The sequence below is a fragment of the Enterobacter cloacae complex sp. 372C4 genome (assembly GCF_050030615.1).
Classification (GTDB): domain Bacteria; phylum Pseudomonadota; class Gammaproteobacteria; order Enterobacterales; family Enterobacteriaceae; genus Enterobacter; species Enterobacter intestinihominis.
In genome coordinates this window covers 4,114,178-4,131,960 of the sequence record NZ_JBLGUQ010000001.1, presented here as the reverse complement: position 1 = coordinate 4,131,960, position 17,783 = coordinate 4,114,178, and the positions used below count along the sequence as shown (strand labels likewise).

Below are 17,783 nucleotides of genomic sequence, written 5' to 3'. Positions count from 1 at the left end.
TCGCTCCTCGTTTACCAGTTCCAGAGGGTGCCGTCTTCCAGACGGGCCACCGGCAGACAGGCCGGTTCGTACGGGTATTTCGCTGCCAGCTTCTCATCAAACTCAATGCCCAGCCCTGGCTTGTCGCCCGGGTGCATATAGCCGTTATCGAAGCGCCAGCTGTGCGGGAACACTTCCAGCATCTGCTCTGAATACCCCATATACTCCTGCACGCCAAAGTTCGGTACCCACAGGTCAAAATGCAGCGCCGCGGCGTGGCAAATCGGCGACAGATCCGACGGGCCGTGTGAGCCGGTGCGCACCTGGTAGAGTGAGGCAAAGTCAGCAATGCGACGCATCCCGGTAATGCCGCCCGCATGGGTTATGGTGGCGCGGATATAGTCAATGAGCTGCTCTTCAATCAGCTGCTTGCAGTCCCAGATGCTGTTGAACACTTCCCCCACCGCAATGGGCGTGACGGTGTGCTGGCGAATCAGGCGGAAACACTCCTGGTTTTCAGCGGGAGTCGGGTCTTCCATCCAGAACAGGCGGTACTCTTCAATGCTTTTGCCGAATCGCGCCGCTTCGATGGGCGTCAGACGGTGGTGCATGTCGTGAAGGAGATGTTCGTTGAAGCCGAACTGACTGCGCACTGCGTCGAACAGTTTCGGCGTAAAGTCGAGGTATTTCTCGGTGGACCAAAGCTGCTCGTCCGGCCAGTCGCCCTTGGTTGCAGGCTCATACGCCAGCCCTTTTCCTTTAGACATACCATAGGTGGTTTTCATCCCCGGCACGCCGCACTGCACGCGAATAGCCTTGAAGCCCATCTCTTTATGACGGGCATAATCTTCCAGTACGTCGTCAATGGTGTGCCCGGTGGTATGACAATAAACCATCACCCCTTCCCGGGAGGCTCCGCCCAGAAGTTGATAGAGCGGCATATTCGCGGCTTTCGCTTTGATGTCCCACAGCGCCATATCCACGGCAGAAATCGCTGACATGGTGACCGGGCCACGACGCCAGTACGCGCCTTTATAGAAGAATTGCCAGATATCTTCGATGCGGTGCGCATCGCGGCCAATCAGCTGAGGGCACAGGTGATCTTTCAGGTAGGAGGCAACGGAAAGTTCACGTCCGTTAAGCGTGGCATCACCCAGGCCGACAATGCCCTCATCGGTGGTGATTTTAAGGGTGACAAAGTTACGCCCCGGGCAGGTGACAAATACTTCAGCCCCGACAATCTTCATAATCCATTTCCTTACATCGCTCGTTGTGATGCAGGAAATTTACGCAACTACACTACTACCATACAAGTATAACGATCGAAAAATCAGCGGGCGATCACACTATGAGGACGACTATGCGCGTCCCCAGCCGGCCACGATGATCAACATGCCGCACAGGGCAACCAGCGCGCCTGCCCAGTCATACAGGCTTAGCCTGATGCCATCGACAAAGCGCAGCCACAGCAGCGCAGTACAGACGTACACCCCTCCGTAGGCCGCATAAACCCGCCCGCTAGCGGCCGGATGCAGGGTGAGCAGCCAGACGAAAAGAACCAGGGACACACCCGCCGGGATCAGCAGCAGCGCGGAAGCGCCCCGCTTTAGCCAGAGCCACGGCAAAAAGCATCCGATGATTTCACACAGCGCGGTCGCGAAAAAAAGCAGCGTCGTTTTGAACATTTTTCTCGTTTCGTGAGGATTGATTTAGACATCATACGCGATAATGCTCTCATCGTTCCCATACCTGCCGCGCGGGTATGACACCCTTTCGGATTGGTGTAGAATCCAACGGGGTAATCCGATTGTCTGCACCCGTTTAAAGGAAACGCTATGACTACATTAAGCAAACGCCTTTGTCTGACAGCCGCACTGGCGCTGTCCTCGTTCGCCTTCGCCGCAACGGCATCAGCCGAAACCAGCAAACTCATCATTGAGTCTGGTGACAGCGCGCAAAGCCGTCAGAACGCCGCCATGGACAAAGAACAATGGAATGACACCCGCAGCCTGCGTCAGAAAGTGAATAAGCGCGTGGAAAAAGAGTGGGATAAAGAAGACGTCGCGTTTGATGCCCGCGACAAATGCCAGCAAAGTGCCAACGTCAACGCTTACTGGGAGCCTAACACCCTGCGCTGTCTGGATCGTCGCACTGGCCGCACGGTAGCACCGTAATGTCGACGCCGTGTGACGTAAAGCTCCGTCCGCTGGAGCGCGAAGATTTACGCTTTGTCCACCAGCTCGACAACAATGCCAGCGTGATGCGCTACTGGTTTGAAGAGCCTTACGAGGCCTTCGTCGAGCTGTCCGATCTCTACGATAAGCATATCCACGATCAAAGTGAACGCCGGTTTGTGGTGGAGTGCGAAGGTGAGAAAGCCGGGCTGGTTGAGCTGGTTGAGATCAACCATGTTCACCGTCGGGCGGAATTTCAGATCATTATTTCACCGGAGCACCAGGGGAAAGGTCTTGCGTCGCGGGCGGCAAAGCTGGCGATGGATTATGGGTTTAACGTCCTGAATCTCTACAAGCTTTACCTCATCGTCGATAAAGAGAACGAAAAAGCGATTCATATCTACCGTAAGCTCGGCTTTATGGTGGAAGGTGAACTGATCCATGAGTTCTTTATTAATGGCGAATACCGTAACACCATCCGCATGTGCATTTTCCAGCATCAGCATCTGGCCGGGCATAAATCCTCCTCCGCCAACCTGCTTAAACCCACCGCGCAGTAACCTGCGCGGTTTTATTCTTAATAATATTCAATGCTGTTTTTGATGGTGTACTTGCGCTCAATGGCAGGTTTAACGCTGTCATCGACGATAACCAGCTCGCAGCTCACCGGGTTGTTGTGGCGATCGTAATCGCAACTCTGCTTTACATTGCCCATCGGTTTATCGTTCAACAGGCTTACCGCCGTATAATCCATGCGCTTACGCAGATCTTTCGACGGCATCGATTTGACCGATAAACGCTGGTCGCCGGAGACCGTGGTTTTACCGAGCGGGTAGCCGTCGGTATCATACTGGTACTTCACTTCCATCTCTTTGCTGTGCGCGGCAACCACAAACCCGTTATCGTCGGTGTCCCATGTCAGGCCGGCAGACGGCAGTTCCGCCAGCTGACATTTTCCCTGCAACTTCACCTTCTGCTGCTGGGTTTCCGCATCGACGTAGTAGTTAGCATCCAGCACCAGCGCAATGCCCGTGTTAGCCTCCAGATCGTGCAGTTCAAGGGTATCGAAACACCCCTCCGACGACATCGTTCCGGTCACGCGTTTAGAGACTTCACCCTTATCGTTCAACAGCGTCTGGGTAAAATCTTTCACCGGCCCGCGCAGAGGGTCAAAGTCAAACTCGTTCGAAAAGCTCGCCATCTCCGGCGTAAATGACAGCGGCGCGGTGTTGTTGTCACATCCCACCAGTACCGTTGCCAGTAGCGTTATCGCTGCGTATTTATTCACATCATTTACCGTTCAGAGAGAGATACAATCATATTAGCAAATACAGCAACTTACATAACAGCACTTCATTTGACTCTTTACGCTGTATAAATCCGTCATTTGCATTGACGAGACCTGCCAAAGTGGCTACTTTGGGCGCGGAAAATTCCACATTATTATAAAATTAGATTCTTAAATTTTCGGGTTAACATCATGATTTACGACTGTTTTTTGTACTATGACGAAGATATGTTGCTCGACATCAGATTACATACGCTCGCTGATGTCGTTGACCGTTTTGTCATTGTAGAAGCAACACACTCTTTTACGGGCATACCGCGAGAATTACATTTCGATATTACGAAGTTTGGCAAATTCAGAGACAAAATTATTTACGTGCCTTTTGACGCGCAGCCTATTTTAAACAGTGCTGACAATAACCAGGTTGATGCCTGGGCAAATGAAGCAGCGCTTCGCAACTCCATTATGAATGGGTTAAAAGACGCGGCAGACGACGATCTGATTCTGGTGTCAGACGTTGATGAAATTTTCTCTCCCGAGACGGTCAGGGCCATTAATCCACGCGCGCTCTGCACGACTATTCATCAAAACGTGTTCAACTATCAGTTTAATCTTCAGGTTCACAACATGGATGGTACGCCGAGAAAATGTACCTTGCCCCGCGCGACGTCCTATTACAACCTTAAGCATTTCTTCCACGGTGAGCCTGAATCTTTCAGAAACTGGAAGCGTGCACGCAAAGATAAAAACTGGTCATGGTTTAAATGGAACTGGCTAAAAATCAATAATAAGGTTGTGAAAGATGGCGGCTGGCATTTCTCCTGGGTAATGACCCCAGAAAGAATTTCCGAAAAAATGTCTACCATTTCTCATACCGAATACGATCTGCCGGAATTTAATAACCCGGAACATATTATGAAGGTTATCACCAACGCCGAAGATATCTGGGGACGAGACCGAAAACTGGTCAGGCAAGAGGTATCAAAACGCACCCTGCCTTCTTATCTGGTAGACAATCAGCACCATTATTCGCAATTTATTTTATGACGCAGGCGGGGCTCCAGGACAATTCAGAAAGAGAGACACAAAAACAAAAGCTTACCCTAACCCTGCTATGCTTACAGTCTATACAGTGAAAAGGAGCTACAGATGAAACGGTTACCCTGGATTACCGCCCTGCTGTTAATGAGTGCTTCACCTGCTATTCTTGCGGCCCCGGACTCCTGCGAGCGCGTGAAAAGCGACATTCAGCAGAAGATTATCAACAACGGCGTACCGGAGTCTGGCTTTACCCTGAACATCGTGCCAAACGATCAGGCCGACCAGCCGGATGCGCAGGTCGTTGGGCATTGCGCCAACGATACTTTCAAAATTTTGTACACTCGCACCAGTAGCGGCAACTACCCGGTAAGCGGTGCAGGTACGCAGGAGAATGCACCCGCTGAGCCGCAATGATTTTCCCACTCAATTCCCCTGAGTTGACGAGGATTAATATTTAATACCTCTAAATAAGTAACACTCCCCCCATCATTAGCCCGGTTGTAGTCACGGGTGAAAATAATTATTAACAATGATGGGGTGAGTTATGTCCGAAGTTGAACATCACGACGGGATAAGCCGTCGAACTCTGGTTAAATCTACTGCCATAGGATCTCTGGCGCTTGCCGCCGGTGGGATCGCATTGCCTTTTGGTCTGAAAAGCGCCGCCGCCGCAGTGCAGACCGCTATTCAGCCAGCGGAAGATAAAGTCGTCTGGGGCGCCTGCTCGGTAAACTGCGGTAGCCGCTGCGCGCTGCGTCTGCACGTTCGCGATGACGAAGTCTATTGGGTTGAAACGGATAATACCGGCGAGGATGTTTACGGCAACCATCAGGTTCGCGCCTGCCTGCGAGGCCGTTCAATTCGCCGTCGCATTAATCATCCAGACCGTCTGAACTATCCGATGAAACGCGTGGGCAAACGCGGAGAAGGCAAGTTTGAACGTATCACCTGGGAAGAAGCGCTGGACACCATCGCCGCGAGCCTGAAAAGCGTGGTCGAAAAATACGGCAACGAAGCGGTCTACATTAACTACTCCTCCGGAATTGTCGGCGGCAATATCACCCGCTCCTCCCCTTACGCCTCGCTGGTGGCACGCATGATGAACTGCTACGGCGGCTTCCTCAGCCACTACGGTACCTACAGCACCGCGCAGATCGCCTGCGCAATGCCCTACACCTACGGCAGCAACGACGGCAACAGTACATCGGATATCGAAAACACCAAACTGGTGGTGATGTTCGGCAATAATCCGGCAGAAACGCGCATGAGCGGCGGCGGGATCACTTACTACCTTGAACAGGCACGTGAACGGTCTAACGCACGGATGATCGTTATCGATCCGCGCTACACCGACACCGCCGCAGGCCGCGAAGACGAGTGGATCCCGATTCGTCCGGGCACCGATGCCGCACTGGTGGCAGGTATTGCGTGGGTGCTGATTAATGAAAACCTCGTCGATCAGCCCTTCCTCGATAAATACTGCGTAGGTTATGACGAAAAAACCCTGCCGGAAGGCGCACCTGTTAACGGTCATTACAAAGCCTATATTCTCGGCCAGGGTGATGACAAAACCGCGAAAACTCCGGAGTGGGCGTCGCGCATTACAGGCATTCCTGCCGATCGCATTATTAAGCTGGCCCGTGAAATCGGTTCGGCAAAACCGGCCTACATTTGCCAGGGTTGGGGCCCGCAGCGTCAGGCCAACGGCGAGCAGACATCCCGCGCCATCGCCATGCTGCCGATCCTGACCGGCAACGTCGGCATTAACGGCGGCAACAGCGGCGCGCGCGAATCGACCTACACCATCACCATCGAACGTATGCCGCTGCCGGAAAATCCTGTGAAAACGCAAATCTCCTGCTTCAGCTGGACGGATGCCATCGTGCGTGGACCGGAGATGACCGCCCTGCGCGACGGCGTACGCGGCAAGGATAAGCTGGATGTGCCGATCAAGTTCATCTGGAACTATGCGGGTAATACCATCATCAACCAGCACTCTGATATCAACAAAACTCACGACATTTTGCAGGATGAGAGTAAGTGCGAAACGATCGTCGTTATCGACAACTTCATGACCTCGTCCGCGAAGTATGCCGATATTGTCCTGCCGGACCTGATGACCGTTGAGCAGGAAGATATCATCCCCAACGATTACGCCGGCAACATGGGATACCTGATTTTCCTCCAGCCGGTAACCGCCCCGAAGTTTGAGCGCAAACCCATCTACTGGATCATGAGCGAAGTAGCGAAACGTCTCGGACCGGATGTCTATCAGAAATTCACCGAAGGCCGTACGCAGGAGCAGTGGCTGCGCTACCTTTACGCCAAAATGGTTGCCAAAGATCCGCTGCTGCCGTCCTACGACGCGCTGAAAAAAATGGGTATTTATAAGCGCAAAGATCCAAATGGACATTTTGTGGCCTATAAAAAATTCCGTGACGATCCGGATGCCAATCCGCTGAAAACACCGTCGGGGAAAATCGAGATCTACTCCAGCAAGCTGGCGGATATTGCGGCAACCTGGGAACTGCAAAAAGACGAAACCATCACCCCGCTGCCAGTCTATACCTCAACCTTTGAAGGCTGGGACGCGCCCGAGCGCAGCAAATTCCCGCTGCAACTGTTCGGTTTCCACTTTAAAGCCCGTACCCACTCCAGCTACGGCAACGTGGATGTGCTCCAGGCCGCCTGTCGCCAGGAGGTGTGGCTTAACCCTGTAGACGCCGAGAAGCGCGGCATTAAAAACGGTGACACGGTGCGCGTGTTTAACGATCGCGGCGAAGTGCGCATTGCCGCCAAAGTCACCCCGCGCATTATGCCTGGTGTGAGCGCGATGGGCCAGGGCGCCTGGCATGACGCCAACATGAACGGCGATCGTGTCGATCACGGCTCCTGCATCAATACCCTGACCACACACCGCCCGTCACCGCTGGCGAAAGGCAATCCGCAGCACACGAACCTGGTGCAGATCGAGAAGGCATAAGGATTAACCGATGACAACCCAGTATGGATTTTTTATTGATTCCAGCCGCTGCACCGGGTGTAAAACCTGCGAGCTGGCCTGCAAGGATTATAAAGACCTGACCCCGGGCGTCAGCTTCCGTCGTATTTATGAATACGCGGGCGGCGACTGGCAGGAGGATAACGGCGTCTGGCATCAGAACGTCTTCGCCTATTACCTGTCGATTGCCTGCAACCACTGCGAAGATCCGGCCTGCACTAAGGTCTGCCCGAGCGGGGCAATGCACAAGCGAGACGACGGTTTTGTGGTGGTGGACGAGGATGTCTGCATCGGCTGTCGCTACTGCCACATGGCCTGCCCGTACGGCGCGCCGCAGTATAACGCGGCTAAAGGCCACATGACCAAGTGCGACGGCTGCCACAGCCGCGTGGCGGACGGCAAAAAGCCCATCTGCGTCGAGTCCTGCCCGCTGCGCGCGCTGGACTTTGGCCCGATTGAAGAGCTGCGCAAAAAACACGGCCAGCTTGCTGCGGTCGCGCCGCTGCCGTCTGCGCACTTCACGAAGCCGAGTATTGTGATTAAACCTAACGCCAACAGCCGTCCGACGGGTGACACCACCGGCTACCTGGCAAACCCGAAGGAGGTGTGAGATGGGAAGTGGATGGCATGAATGGCCGCTGGTGATCTTCACCGTTTTCGGGCAGTGCGTGGCTGGCGCATTAATCGTGATGGGCTTCGCCTGGCTGAATGAAGGTGATGACAAGGCCAGAATACGCATCGTGCGCAGCCTGTTTTTTCTCTGGCTGGTAATGGGTATTGGGTTTATGGCCTCGGTACTGCATCTTGGCTCCCCGCTGCGCGCCTTCAACTCGCTTAACCGCGTGGGAGCGTCAGCGCTGAGTAATGAGATCGCGGCGGGTTCGATCTTCTTTGCCGTGGGCGGTTTCTGGTGGCTGGTGTCGGTTATCGGTAAAATGCCCCCAGCTTTAGGCAAAATCTGGCTGGTTGTCAGCCAGCTCCTGGGTGTCGTTTTTGTCTGGGCGATGACCCGGGTCTATCAGATCGATACCGTACCGACCTGGTATACGGGCTACACCACGTTGGCCTTCTTCCTGACGATGGCTCTTACTGGCCCGCTGCTGGCCGCGCTGCTGCTGCGGGTCGCAAACGTGACATACAAAGGTACCCTTGCCGCGTCTGTCAGCGTACTGGCACTCATCGCCTGCGTGGCGGTCGTCGTGTTGCAAAGCAATACGCTGGGGACGATCCAGAGTTCTATCCAGCAGGCTAACGCCCTGCTGCCGGATTATGGTTCGCTTCAGGTATGGCGCATCGCGCTGCTGGCGGCGGGTTTAGGCTGCTGGATCTGTCCGCTTATTCGTCGTCAGGAACCGAAAACGCTCGGCCTGTTTGCAGGTTTCGTGCTGGTGGCGGTGGGTGAACTGATTGGCCGTGGGCTATTTTATGGTTTGCATATGACCGCAGGGTTAGCAATTGCAGGTTAACACAGGTGCGCGGGCTACCCCCGCGCACAAGTAAGGAAAGTTGTAATGAATGACGTCTCACACCGCGAATCGTTCGCGTTCAGCGCCCGGGTACTGGGCGCGCTGTTTTATTTTGCCCCTGACAGCGAGCAGACCGCACCGCTGGTGAGTGCCCTGACCGCAGGTGACTGGATGCAGGACTGGCCGCTGGCGCAGGAAAGCCTGCAGCCCGTGGCCAGTATGTTTAAGAACCCGTCGGACGAAGCGTTGAAAGACGCCTGGCAGCGTCTGTTTATTGGCCCGTATGCCCTGCCCGCCCCCCCGTGGGGCTCCGTCTGGCTCGATCGCGAGTCCGTGCTGTTTGGCGATTCGACCCTTGCATTGCGCCAGTGGATGCGTGAAAACCATATCGCCTTTGAGATGCAGCAGAATGAGCCGGAAGATCACTTCGGAACGTTGCTGATGCTGGCGGCATGGCTTGCCGAGAACGGTCGCGACACAGAACGCGACCAGCTTATGGCCTGGCATCTGCTGCCGTGGAGCACGCGTTTCCTTAGCGTATTCGTTGAAAACGCGGCCCATCCGTCTATACGGCGCTGGGTAAACTTGCCCAGCTGACGCTGGCAGAATGGCAGTCCACTTTGCTGATCCCGATTGCAGAAAAAACGCTGTACCGATAGCAGCTCCTGGCTTGTACATCCGTTGTGTAAGCCAGGTTCGGACATTTTTGCTGCAACGCAGATCCGGAACTGCTATACTGTATATAATTACAGTGCTGGAGGTGCAAAATGGCTGTTGAAACAAAATTCGTGGTCGTAAGAAAAGGTGAAGAGAAAATGACTTTTGCCAGTAAGAAAGAGGCTGACGCTCACGACAAACTGCTCGACATGGCAGAAGCGTTCACCGACTGGCTGCTGCAAAGCGGAATGCAGATGGATGAAACGCAGGCGGAAAACCTTGGTCTGTATCTTGCCGAGCAGAAAGAGTCCGTGCAGCATATCCTGCGTACCAGCAAGCTTCCCGAGCTCAATGCTGCAACGGATAAAACAGCGCCAGAGGCGGATAGCAGCAAAAAAATCCGGGCCGTCAAAGCCGCCTGATCGTCAGAACGACTCATCACCTGTCCTGCTGCCGCGGGCCGGAAACGGCTCGCGGCTTAATAGTGCGGTAAATTATCACACAACTCTTGCAACTCGTTGATTAGTCTGGCCACATGGAAACCATCACAGACAGAATGATGAACCTGAACGGCGAAAGGCAACAAGACTTTTCCATCCTGGTTAAAGTATTTTCCAAACGTGAACATGGGCGCAAAAAAGTTCTGCATGTTAGCCACGTTGATATTAAAACTGGTAAAACTGACCCACGGAATATCCGATATGAAGAATATATTTTCCCGGTACTCTTCTTTGGGCCAGTAGGCAAGATTATCACCATAGCGAGAAACGTCTTCTGCATAAACGTTCTGAAAGTGATGAATATTCCCGTCGAAGTGACTCCATAATGATGAAAACGTCTCCGTCTCTTTATGGAAAAGGGTATAGCTGGGATGCACCTCATTCCATATTACAAGCTCATTATCCTTCATAGCCATACGGAACTCAGAATGGCGGTTAACGACTGTCGAAATAAGGGAAATAATCGAAGGATAAAATTTCCAGCCAACCTGTTTGATATGTTTCAGCAGCGCAGTGATATCCAGCTGAACCGTTTGGTTAATCGTGCATTGAGCAAAGCTCTGAAAGACTTCAAAATGTTCTTTCCTTGCCCAACTCGATAAGTCTACAGCCGTATATTCTGGCGTTATTTTTGTCATTTCTTTGCCTTAATTAAGCAGCGCTATATAAAATACTAGCGTACCACAAACCCAGGAGCTGTATAGACCGTCGAGCAGAGGCTGCCTTAAATTTTCAACGTATCAATAACCGCTCTCAGCGCCGGGGACACGTTGCGGTGCGGGTAATAGAGGTAAAGCCCGTCCATCCGCAGGCTGTAGCGCTGTAAGACGCGTATAAGCGTGCCACGCTCCAGATCGTCAGCCACCAGCTCAACCGGGACATAGGCCAGCCCGAGTTCCAGCCGGGCCGCTTCAGCCTCCATGTAGCTGTCGGAAAAGGCCCATTGCCCCTCAGGCCGGTGCGTAACTCGCTTCCCGTCCTGAACAAGCTCCCAGTGATAGTGGTTACCGTCGGCAAACTGGTAGGCAATGCAGGGATGAGCATCCAGATCGGCGGGCGTCTGCGGGAAACCATAGCGCCGAAAATACGCCGGGGCGGCAACCACAGCCATCTCCATATCGGGCGTGATGCGCACCGCAATCATTCCTTGTCCCACCTCTGGTCCCAGCCGGACGCCCGCGTCGAATCGCTCCGCAATGATATCCACGAACCGGCTCTCATTCATCAATTCCAGACGGATATCCGGGTAACGCTGTTTGAAAATAGCGAGCTTTGGCAGCAGACATTTCTCGATGGCGTGCTGGCTGGCATTAATGCGCACCGTGCCGGACGGCGTCTGGCGGTAATGCGCCAGTCTGGTCAACCCGGTATCAAGCGCATCAAAGGCGGAGCCGGCGGTCTGGTAAAGCTGTTCCCCGGCGTGTGTCAGCGACAGCTTGCGCGTAGTACGCACCAGAAGCTGAACGCCCAACCGCTCTTCCAGCTCACGAACCGATCGGCTGATCCCGGATTGCGCCAGCCCGAGCCGCTGTGCGGCTGCCGTGAAGCTTCCCTCCCGCACCACCTGGATAAAGAGATACAGTTCATTATAGTTTTCCCGCTTCGCCATCATGCCTCGTCAATTCATAACAAAATGATATTAATCCTAGCAGCTTTCGGCCTCTAATCAGCACTATTTCTGCTAACTATAATGGCCTCATTACAACAACACACGGTACCTCTTATGAAAACATTCACCCAAAAACTGTCCGTTGCGCTGCTGTTATGCGCATCATTAAGTGGAGTGACAACAATGAGTTATGCAGAAACGCTAAATCCTAACGCCCCCGTTTCGATGGTGACAACCTGGGATAAAACCTTCGCCGAGAGCAATAAAGTCAACCACCGCAAAGTGACGTTCCAGAACCGGTACGGGATCACTCTGGTGGGCGATCTGTACATTCCCAGGAACCACGGCGACCAGAAACTGGCGGCGATAGCCGTCAGTGGGCCGTTCGGTGCGGTTAAAGAACAATCCAGCGGTCTGTACGCCCAGACTCTGGCTGAGCAGGGGTTCGTGGCCCTGGCCTTCGACCCATCCTACACGGGGGAAAGTGGCGGCCAGCCGCGTAACGTTGCCTCCCCTGACATCAACACCGAAGACTTTAGCGCCGCTGTGGATTTCCTGGGGTTACAGAAAGAGGTCGACCGTAACCGTATCGGCATTCTTGGTATCTGCGGCTGGGGCGGTATGGCGCTGAACGCGGCATCCATGGATACCCGCGTGAAGGCGGTCGCCACCAGCGTAATGTACGATATGAGCCGCGCGATGGGTCAAGGCGTGGGCAACGGGAAAGATCGCTATTCAGCGGCCGATCGTCGGGCCGTGTTGCAGTATCTGAACGCGCAGCGCTGGAAAGATGCTGAAAGCGGCACTTTCGCCCATGGCGGCCACGATATTAATGTCGATGAGAATGGCAAGGTGACGGCGGCCGAGCGCATTCTGCCGGAAGCACTGCCCACCGATCCGCATCCGGTACTGAAAGAGTTCTATGATTACTACCGTATGCCGCGCGGTTTCCATGCTCGTTCCGTAAACTCCACCGGCGCGTGGACTGCGACCATGCCGTTATCCTTTATGAATATGCCGCTGCTGAGCTATGCCGGGGAGATCACTATCCCAACGCTGATTGTGACCGGTGAAAACGCACACTCTCGTTATTTTGCGGAGGATGCGTTCAAGGCCGTCGGCAGCAAAGAGAAAGAGCTGGTGATTGTTCCCGGTGCAAACCATGTTGATCTCTACGATAACGTCGCAGGAAAAATCCCGTTCGCGCAGTTTGAGCAGTTCTTCAAAACCAGTCTGAAATAACACTCAAAGCCCCCGGAAATCACGGGGGCATCTCTTCTCATCGTCGTGAATGACACCTATGTCTACACTGAATCAAATCCCATCCCGCTACAGCGAGCATGCACACTGGGACAGTATTTTTGCCCGTCAGTCTGCTCGTGGCATCTGCAATAAGGCATTATATTAACAGGGTTATTTTATTTAATTACAAAACCTCGAATACCTCCCGTTGAAATAATAATTAAGCAATATCCTGGTCAGTCGGCGACATCGCTTTGTTAGCTTGAGAAGTCAGGCAAAGCTCAAACTGGAGGTATTCTTTGCTGATTAAATTAAAGAAAGAACGAACGCATCAGGAGGATCGTTGTCTTGCACTCTGGCTGGCGACCTCCGCGGGACTGCTGAATGCCATTGCGCTGGGCGCGTTCGGCTTTTTCCCCTCTCATATGACGGGTAATACATCGCAGTTATCCAGCGAAGTTTCCTCCACCGATCTCAGTGATATTCTTTTTTTTGGCGCCATTATTCTGTCGTTTGTCACTGGCGCCATTGTTGCGCGGATTATTGTTATCTGGGGAATTATCCATAACGTCAGGCTGATATTCAGCCAGGTTTTATTTGTTGAAGGGCTATTACTTGCGGGGGTATCCCTTTATGAAATGTATTTTCACTCCTTCGCCACGAATCAGGAGATTATTCTTTTCCTGTGCGGTTTGATGGGAATTCATAACTCCACCTCAACTCAGCTTTCCGGCGGTCGGGTGAGATCCACGCACATTACCGGCACGCTGACCGATGCCGGCATTTCGCTGGCCTCCGTTATGGTCGCCATGCTGCGCCGGGATTATTCCAAAGACACGGCCGCGCAAAAGAGCCAGCTCAAAACCCATTTAACCACCCTTTTCTCGTTTATTACCGGCGGGATTGCGGGGCTGATCCTCTTCAGAGAGTTTGGATTCCACGCGATGCTGGCACTGGGCCTGATGCTGGTGTTTATCGCCGCCTTTTCAATCGTTCGTATCTCGTGGCGCGTTCGAAAGGTACGCGCCGCGCTTAGTCGATAGGGTGATCAGCACGCCTCAAGTGACGTTGTCACTTGAGGCGTGCTTCTTTAAGACTATTCTGCCTTCCCACTGACAGCCCTTACGCCATAAGGCTTAACTCAGGTTGTCACTAATTTCATAGGGTTACTGTTTTACCCCCTTTGCTGGAACCCTTCCGTTTCGCTTGCTATAGGTGAAGTACCCCTGCCGAAACATGGCATAACAACAGGCAACCGCAACAGGTGGTTGCTATAACGCATGCGCACAGGGAGACACACCGCAATGCACCCATTACTTAAACGTTCGCTGCTTTTTGTCGGCGCGATTATCGTGGTCCTCGCTCTCCTCACCTGGGGAATTGGACTGGAGACGATTAAGGCGCGCCAGGTTGACCTGCTCTACCTCGGTCAACAGCACCTGATTCTGGTCTTTTCATCAATGTTCTTTGCCCTGTTGGTGGGCATTCCAAGCGGTATTCTGCTGAGCCGTCCGGCGGCACGGGGTATCGCCGAATACGTGATGCAAATCTTTAACGTGGGCAACACCCTGCCGCCGCTGGCCGTTCTGGCGCTGGCGATGGTGGTGATTGGCATCGGTGATAAACCGGCCATTATCGCCCTCTTTCTCGCTTCTTTGCTGCCAATTGTGCGTAACACCTATGCCGGGCTGTGCTCTGTTCCCGCGTCGTTGCTGGAAGCGGCAAACGGCATCGGCATGACCAAATGGCAGCGCCTGCATCAGGTCGAAATTCCTAACGCCTGGCCGGTGATGCTTTCCGGTATTCGCATTGCCACTGCGATTAACGTCGGTACCGCACCGCTGGCATTCCTGATTGGCGCCAGCAGCTACGGCGAGCTGATTTTCCCGGGGATCTATCTGAATGACTTCCCGACGCTGATCCTGGGCGCGGCGGCCACCGCCCTGTTCGCCCTGATTCTGGATACGCTGCTGGCGGCACTGGGTCGACTACTGAGCCCGCATCTCGCGCGATAATTATAACAAGGAGCTTCTATGAGACTGTTTTCCGGCCTGACGGCGCTGTGCGCCGCCGCGCTCTTCACCAGCCAGGCGCTCGCCGCGCCGCTGATCCTGGCAACAAAGAGCTTTACCGAGCAGCACATTCTCTCGGCCATGACCGTACAGTATCTGCAAAAGAAAGGATTTCAGGTGCAGCCGCAGACTAATATTGCGACGGTGATTTCCCGTAACGCGATGATTAACAAGCAGATTGATATGACCTGGGAGTACACCGGCACGTCGCTGATCATCTTCAACCATATCAACAAACGCATGTCGCCGCAGGAGTCATACGAGACGGTGAAACGCCTCGACGCAAAGCACGGTCTGGTGTGGCTTAAACCTGCCGATATGAACAATACCTATGCCTTTGCCATGCAGCGCAAGCGCGCCGAGGCTGAACATATCAATACCATGTCTGAGATGGTGGCAAAGATTGAGCAGATCCGTAAAACCGATCCAGATAACAACTGGCTGCTGGGCCTTGACCTGGAATTTGCCGGGCGTAGCGACGGGATGAAACCGTTGCAGGCGGCCTACAACATGGAGCTGGACCGCCCGCAGATCCGCCAGATGGATCCGGGGCTGGTCTATAACGCGGTGCGCGACGGGTTTGTCGATGCCGGGCTGATCTACACCACCGACGGGCGCGTGAAGGGCTTCGATCTTAAAGTGCTGGAAGACGATAAAGGCTTCTTCCCGAGTTACGCCGTGACGCCAGTTGTTCGAAAAGACACGCTGGAGGCTAACCCGGGGCTGGAGGAGGCGCTGAACACCCTCTCAGCCCAGCTCAACAACGACGTTATCACCGAACTGAATAAGAAGGTGGATATCGACCATCAGTCACCGCAGCAGGTCGCCCGTGATTTCCTGCGTAGCAAACAGTTGCTGTAGGAGGCGCTATGGAGACGATTCACTATATTCTCGACAACTGGGACTATCTCTTAACCCTGACGCTGCAACACCTCTGGCTGGTGGCACTCGCCGTGGGCCTGGCGATTGTTATTGGCGTGCCGCTGGGTATTTTAATTGTCCGCCATAAATGGCTGGCAACGCCGGTGCTGGGGATTGCCACCATTGTGCTCACCATCCCGTCAATTGCGCTTTTCGGCCTGATGATCCCGCTCTTTTCGCTGATCGGTCAGGGCATTGGCGCCCTGCCCGCGATTACGGCGGTGTTCCTCTATTCACTGCTGCCGATTGTGCGCAACACCCACACGGCGCTCGACAGCCTGCCACCCGGCCTGCGCGAAGCGGGACGCGGCATCGGCATGACCTTCTGGCAGCGTCTGCGCTGGGTGGAAATCCCAATGGCGCTGCCGGTCATTTTTGGCGGCATCCGAACCGCCGTGGTGATGAACATCGGCGTCATGGCGATTGCTGCCGTGATTGGCGCGGGCGGTCTGGGCCTGCTGCTGCTTAACGGTATTGGCGGGAGTGATATTCGTATGTTAATTGCGGGCGCGCTGATGATTTGTCTTTTAGCGATTGTGCTCGACTGGTTGCTGCACCGTTTGCAGGTGGTACTGACTCCGAAGGGGATTCGATAATGATAAAACTGGAAAACCTCACCAAACAATTTTCACAGAAGCACGGCCAGACGTTTAAGGCCGTCGACAACGTCAACCTGAACGTGCCTGAAGGGGAAATGTGCGTGCTGCTCGGCCCGTCCGGCTGCGGGAAAACCACTACCCTGAAGATGATTAACCGTCTCATTACGCCAAGCAGCGGGACGATCCTGATTAACGGCGAAGACACCAGCGGGATGGACACCGTGACCCTGCGCCGCAACATTGGCTACGTGATCCAGCAGATTGGCCTGTTCCCGAACATGACTATCGAAGAGAACATTACCGTCGTGCCGCGCATGCTGGGCTGGGACAAAGCGCGCTGTAAATCCCGTGCCGAGGAGCTGATGGATATGGTGGCAATGGATCCACATAAATTCCTTCACCGCTATCCGCGCGAAATGTCCGGCGGTCAGCAGCAGCGTATCGGCGTCATCCGCGCGCTGGCAGCGGATCCTCCGGTCCTGCTGATGGATGAACCATTCGGCGCGGTTGACCCGATTAACCGTGAGGTGATCCAGAACCAGTTCCTGGAGATGCAGCGCAAGCTGAAAAAGACCGTGATGCTGGTGAGCCACGATATTGACGAAGCGCTGAAGCTGGGCGACCGTATTGCCGTCTTCCGTCAGGGGCGTATTGTTCAGTGCGCCAGCCCGGACGAGCTGCTGGCGAAACCCGCCAATGAGTTTGTCGGCTCGTTTGTTGGTCAGGACCGGACGTTGAAACGCCTGCTGCTGGTATCCGCGGGCGACGTCACCGACCAGCAGCCGACGATTACGGTACGCGAATCGACGCCGCTGCCAGAGGCCTTCGCCACCATGGATGACAACGATATTCGCGCCATTACCGTGGTTGATGATCTCGGCAAACCGCTGGGCTTTGTGAAGCGCCGCGAAGCGCGTAATGCCAGCGGCAGCTGCGGTGATATTCTGCATCCGTTCCGCATGACAGGTAAGGCCGAGGATAACCTGCGCGTGGTGCTTTCTCGCCTGTATGAGAGCAACACCAGCTGGATGCCGATTGTGGACGAGGACGGACGCTATAACGGCGAGATATCCCAGGATTATATTGCGGAGTATTTGAGCTCAGGGCGTACGCGCCGGGCATTGAATATTCATAGCGAGAGTTAAGCATTCAGGCCGGGTACTGCCCGGCCTTTTTCCGCACGCATACCTTTTGCTAACCTCACGTTTTCCCGCCACAATATCGTATCGTCCCC

The 17,783-nt window shown here is 54.1% G+C and carries 19 protein-coding genes and 1 pseudogene; 15 read left to right on the top strand and 5 right to left on the bottom strand.

All coding sequences use genetic code 11. The features are described from left to right. Positions 1-11: 11 nt before the first annotated feature. Both manD and ACQG11_RS20135 read right to left on the bottom strand, forming a co-directional pair. Positions 12-1,226 carry a D-mannonate dehydratase ManD gene (gene manD, locus ACQG11_RS20140; RefSeq protein ID WP_023300009.1) on the bottom strand — a complete coding sequence of 405 codons (1,215 nt, stop codon included), beginning with the start codon at positions 1,224-1,226 and terminating at the stop codon, positions 12-14. 111 nt (positions 1,227-1,337) lie between these two features. Then, positions 1,338-1,664: a YnfA family protein gene (locus tag ACQG11_RS20135; RefSeq protein ID WP_023300008.1), complete on the bottom strand. Its 327-nt coding sequence runs from the start codon at positions 1,662-1,664 to the stop codon at positions 1,338-1,340. A gap of 150 nt (positions 1,665-1,814) precedes the next feature. Here ACQG11_RS20135 and ACQG11_RS20130 point away from each other — a divergent pair, with 150 nt between their 5' ends. Both ACQG11_RS20130 and speG read left to right on the top strand, forming a co-directional pair. After that, positions 1,815-2,153, top strand: a complete 339-nt coding sequence (locus tag ACQG11_RS20130) for a DUF1283 family protein (RefSeq protein WP_023300007.1) — start codon at positions 1,815-1,817, stop codon at positions 2,151-2,153. Beyond that, complete coding sequence (speG, locus tag ACQG11_RS20125) at positions 2,153-2,713, top strand: spermidine N1-acetyltransferase (RefSeq protein WP_022647983.1); 561 nt, start codon at positions 2,153-2,155, stop codon at positions 2,711-2,713. Before ACQG11_RS20130 ends, speG begins: the two co-directional genes overlap by 1 nt. A 17-nt stretch (positions 2,714-2,730) precedes the next feature. On the opposite strand, the gene ACQG11_RS20120 is transcribed toward speG, so the two are convergent. Then, positions 2,731-3,441, bottom strand: a complete 711-nt coding sequence (locus ACQG11_RS20120) for a YnfC family lipoprotein (protein ID WP_426728707.1) — start codon at positions 3,439-3,441, stop codon at positions 2,731-2,733. A gap of 192 nt (positions 3,442-3,633) precedes the next feature. Between ACQG11_RS20120 and ACQG11_RS20115 the strand changes: the two genes are divergently transcribed. From ACQG11_RS20115 to ACQG11_RS20085, 7 genes and pseudogenes are all read left to right on the top strand, one after another. Next, positions 3,634-4,488 (top strand): benzoate transporter, encoded by an 855-nt coding sequence (locus ACQG11_RS20115; RefSeq protein ID WP_045621664.1) that lies wholly within the window; start codon positions 3,634-3,636, stop codon positions 4,486-4,488. Positions 4,489-4,590: 102 nt separating this feature from the next. Next, a complete protein-coding gene (locus ACQG11_RS20110; RefSeq protein ID WP_006808860.1) occupies positions 4,591-4,896 on the top strand; it encodes a DUF1161 domain-containing protein in 306 nt (101 codons plus the stop codon). Positions 4,897-5,026: 130 nt separating this feature from the next. Further along, complete coding sequence (gene ynfE / locus ACQG11_RS20105; RefSeq protein WP_426728706.1) at positions 5,027-7,465, top strand: selenate/tellurate reductase subunit YnfE; 2,439 nt, start codon at positions 5,027-5,029, stop codon at positions 7,463-7,465. 10 nt (positions 7,466-7,475) lie between these two features. After that, entirely contained in the window at positions 7,476-8,093 is a 618-nt protein-coding gene (locus tag ACQG11_RS20100; protein WP_426728705.1) for a DMSO/selenate family reductase complex B subunit, read from the top strand. Between the two features lies 1 nt (position 8,094). Further along, a complete protein-coding gene (locus ACQG11_RS20095; RefSeq protein ID WP_426728704.1) occupies positions 8,095-8,949 on the top strand; it encodes a dimethyl sulfoxide reductase anchor subunit family protein in 855 nt (284 codons plus the stop codon). A gap of 45 nt (positions 8,950-8,994) precedes the next feature. Then, a pseudogene (gene dmsD / locus ACQG11_RS20090) lies at positions 8,995-9,608 on the top strand (Tat proofreading chaperone DmsD). 108 nt (positions 9,609-9,716) lie between these two features. Continuing rightward, positions 9,717-10,028, top strand: coding sequence for a YebG family protein (locus ACQG11_RS20085; protein WP_022647976.1), 312 nt, complete (start codon positions 9,717-9,719; stop codon positions 10,026-10,028). Positions 10,029-10,084: 56 nt separating this feature from the next. Here the strand turns inward: ACQG11_RS20085 and catA are convergent, their stop codons facing one another. Together catA and ACQG11_RS20075 are read right to left on the bottom strand one after the other, a co-directional pair. After that, positions 10,085-10,744, bottom strand: a complete 660-nt coding sequence (catA, locus tag ACQG11_RS20080) for a type A chloramphenicol O-acetyltransferase (RefSeq protein ID WP_023300000.1) — start codon at positions 10,742-10,744, stop codon at positions 10,085-10,087. Positions 10,745-10,830: 86 nt separating this feature from the next. Beyond that, positions 10,831-11,715 carry a LysR family transcriptional regulator gene (locus tag ACQG11_RS20075; RefSeq protein ID WP_426728903.1) on the bottom strand — a complete coding sequence of 295 codons (885 nt, stop codon included), beginning with the start codon at positions 11,713-11,715 and terminating at the stop codon, positions 10,831-10,833. Positions 11,716-11,829: 114 nt separating this feature from the next. Between ACQG11_RS20075 and ACQG11_RS20070 the strand changes: the two genes are divergently transcribed. The 6 genes from ACQG11_RS20070 (at position 11,830) to osmV (ending at position 17,694) form a co-directional block, all read left to right on the top strand. Beyond that, positions 11,830-12,957, top strand: a complete 1,128-nt coding sequence (locus ACQG11_RS20070; protein ID WP_426728703.1) for an alpha/beta hydrolase — start codon at positions 11,830-11,832, stop codon at positions 12,955-12,957. Between the two features lie 299 nt (positions 12,958-13,256). Then, positions 13,257-14,000 (top strand): YoaK family protein, encoded by a 744-nt coding sequence (locus tag ACQG11_RS20065; protein WP_426728702.1) that lies wholly within the window; start codon positions 13,257-13,259, stop codon positions 13,998-14,000. A gap of 261 nt (positions 14,001-14,261) precedes the next feature. Continuing rightward, a complete protein-coding gene (gene osmY, locus ACQG11_RS20060; RefSeq protein ID WP_022647971.1) occupies positions 14,262-14,972 on the top strand; it encodes an osmoprotectant ABC transporter permease OsmY in 711 nt (236 codons plus the stop codon). A gap of 18 nt (positions 14,973-14,990) precedes the next feature. Then, positions 14,991-15,890, top strand: coding sequence for an osmoprotectant ABC transporter substrate-binding protein OsmX (gene osmX, locus ACQG11_RS20055; RefSeq protein ID WP_017694085.1), 900 nt, complete (start codon positions 14,991-14,993; stop codon positions 15,888-15,890). An 8-nt stretch (positions 15,891-15,898) separates the two neighbouring features. Then, positions 15,899-16,546 carry an osmoprotectant ABC transporter permease OsmW gene (osmW, locus tag ACQG11_RS20050; protein WP_022647970.1) on the top strand — a complete coding sequence of 216 codons (648 nt, stop codon included), beginning with the start codon at positions 15,899-15,901 and terminating at the stop codon, positions 16,544-16,546. Then, a complete protein-coding gene (gene osmV, locus ACQG11_RS20045) occupies positions 16,546-17,694 on the top strand; it encodes an osmoprotectant ABC transporter ATP-binding protein OsmV (RefSeq protein ID WP_022647969.1) in 1,149 nt (382 codons plus the stop codon). Before osmW ends, osmV begins: the two co-directional genes overlap by 1 nt. Positions 17,695-17,783: the final 89 nt, after the last annotated feature.

Bases quoted from the DNA above. Each gene is read 5' to 3' on its own strand.
- osmV (WP_022647969.1), top strand. From the start codon at position 16,546: ATGATAAAACTGGAAAACCTCACCAAACAATTTTCACAGAAGCACGGC.
- osmX (WP_017694085.1), top strand. From the start codon at position 14,991: ATGAGACTGTTTTCCGGCCTGACGGCGCTGTGCGCCGCCGCGCTCTTC.
- ACQG11_RS20135 (WP_023300008.1), bottom strand. From the start codon at position 1,664: ATGTTCAAAACGACGCTGCTTTTTTTCGCGACCGCGCTGTGTGAAATC.
- osmW (WP_022647970.1), top strand. From the start codon at position 15,899: ATGGAGACGATTCACTATATTCTCGACAACTGGGACTATCTCTTAACC.
- manD (WP_023300009.1), bottom strand. From the start codon at position 1,226: ATGAAGATTGTCGGGGCTGAAGTATTTGTCACCTGCCCGGGGCGTAAC.
- ACQG11_RS20100 (WP_426728705.1), top strand. From the start codon at position 7,476: ATGACAACCCAGTATGGATTTTTTATTGATTCCAGCCGCTGCACCGGG.
- ACQG11_RS20070 (WP_426728703.1), top strand. From the start codon at position 11,830: ATGAAAACATTCACCCAAAAACTGTCCGTTGCGCTGCTGTTATGCGCA.
- speG (WP_022647983.1), top strand. From the start codon at position 2,153: ATGTCGACGCCGTGTGACGTAAAGCTCCGTCCGCTGGAGCGCGAAGAT.
- osmY (WP_022647971.1), top strand. From the start codon at position 14,262: ATGCACCCATTACTTAAACGTTCGCTGCTTTTTGTCGGCGCGATTATC.
- ACQG11_RS20085 (WP_022647976.1), top strand. From the start codon at position 9,717: ATGGCTGTTGAAACAAAATTCGTGGTCGTAAGAAAAGGTGAAGAGAAA.
- ACQG11_RS20115 (WP_045621664.1), top strand. From the start codon at position 3,634: ATGATTTACGACTGTTTTTTGTACTATGACGAAGATATGTTGCTCGAC.
- ACQG11_RS20110 (WP_006808860.1), top strand. From the start codon at position 4,591: ATGAAACGGTTACCCTGGATTACCGCCCTGCTGTTAATGAGTGCTTCA.
- ynfE (WP_426728706.1), top strand. From the start codon at position 5,027: ATGTCCGAAGTTGAACATCACGACGGGATAAGCCGTCGAACTCTGGTT.
- catA (WP_023300000.1), bottom strand. From the start codon at position 10,744: ATGACAAAAATAACGCCAGAATATACGGCTGTAGACTTATCGAGTTGG.
- ACQG11_RS20130 (WP_023300007.1), top strand. From the start codon at position 1,815: ATGACTACATTAAGCAAACGCCTTTGTCTGACAGCCGCACTGGCGCTG.
- ACQG11_RS20075 (WP_426728903.1), bottom strand. From the start codon at position 11,715: ATGGCGAAGCGGGAAAACTATAATGAACTGTATCTCTTTATCCAGGTG.
- ACQG11_RS20095 (WP_426728704.1), top strand. From the start codon at position 8,095: ATGGGAAGTGGATGGCATGAATGGCCGCTGGTGATCTTCACCGTTTTC.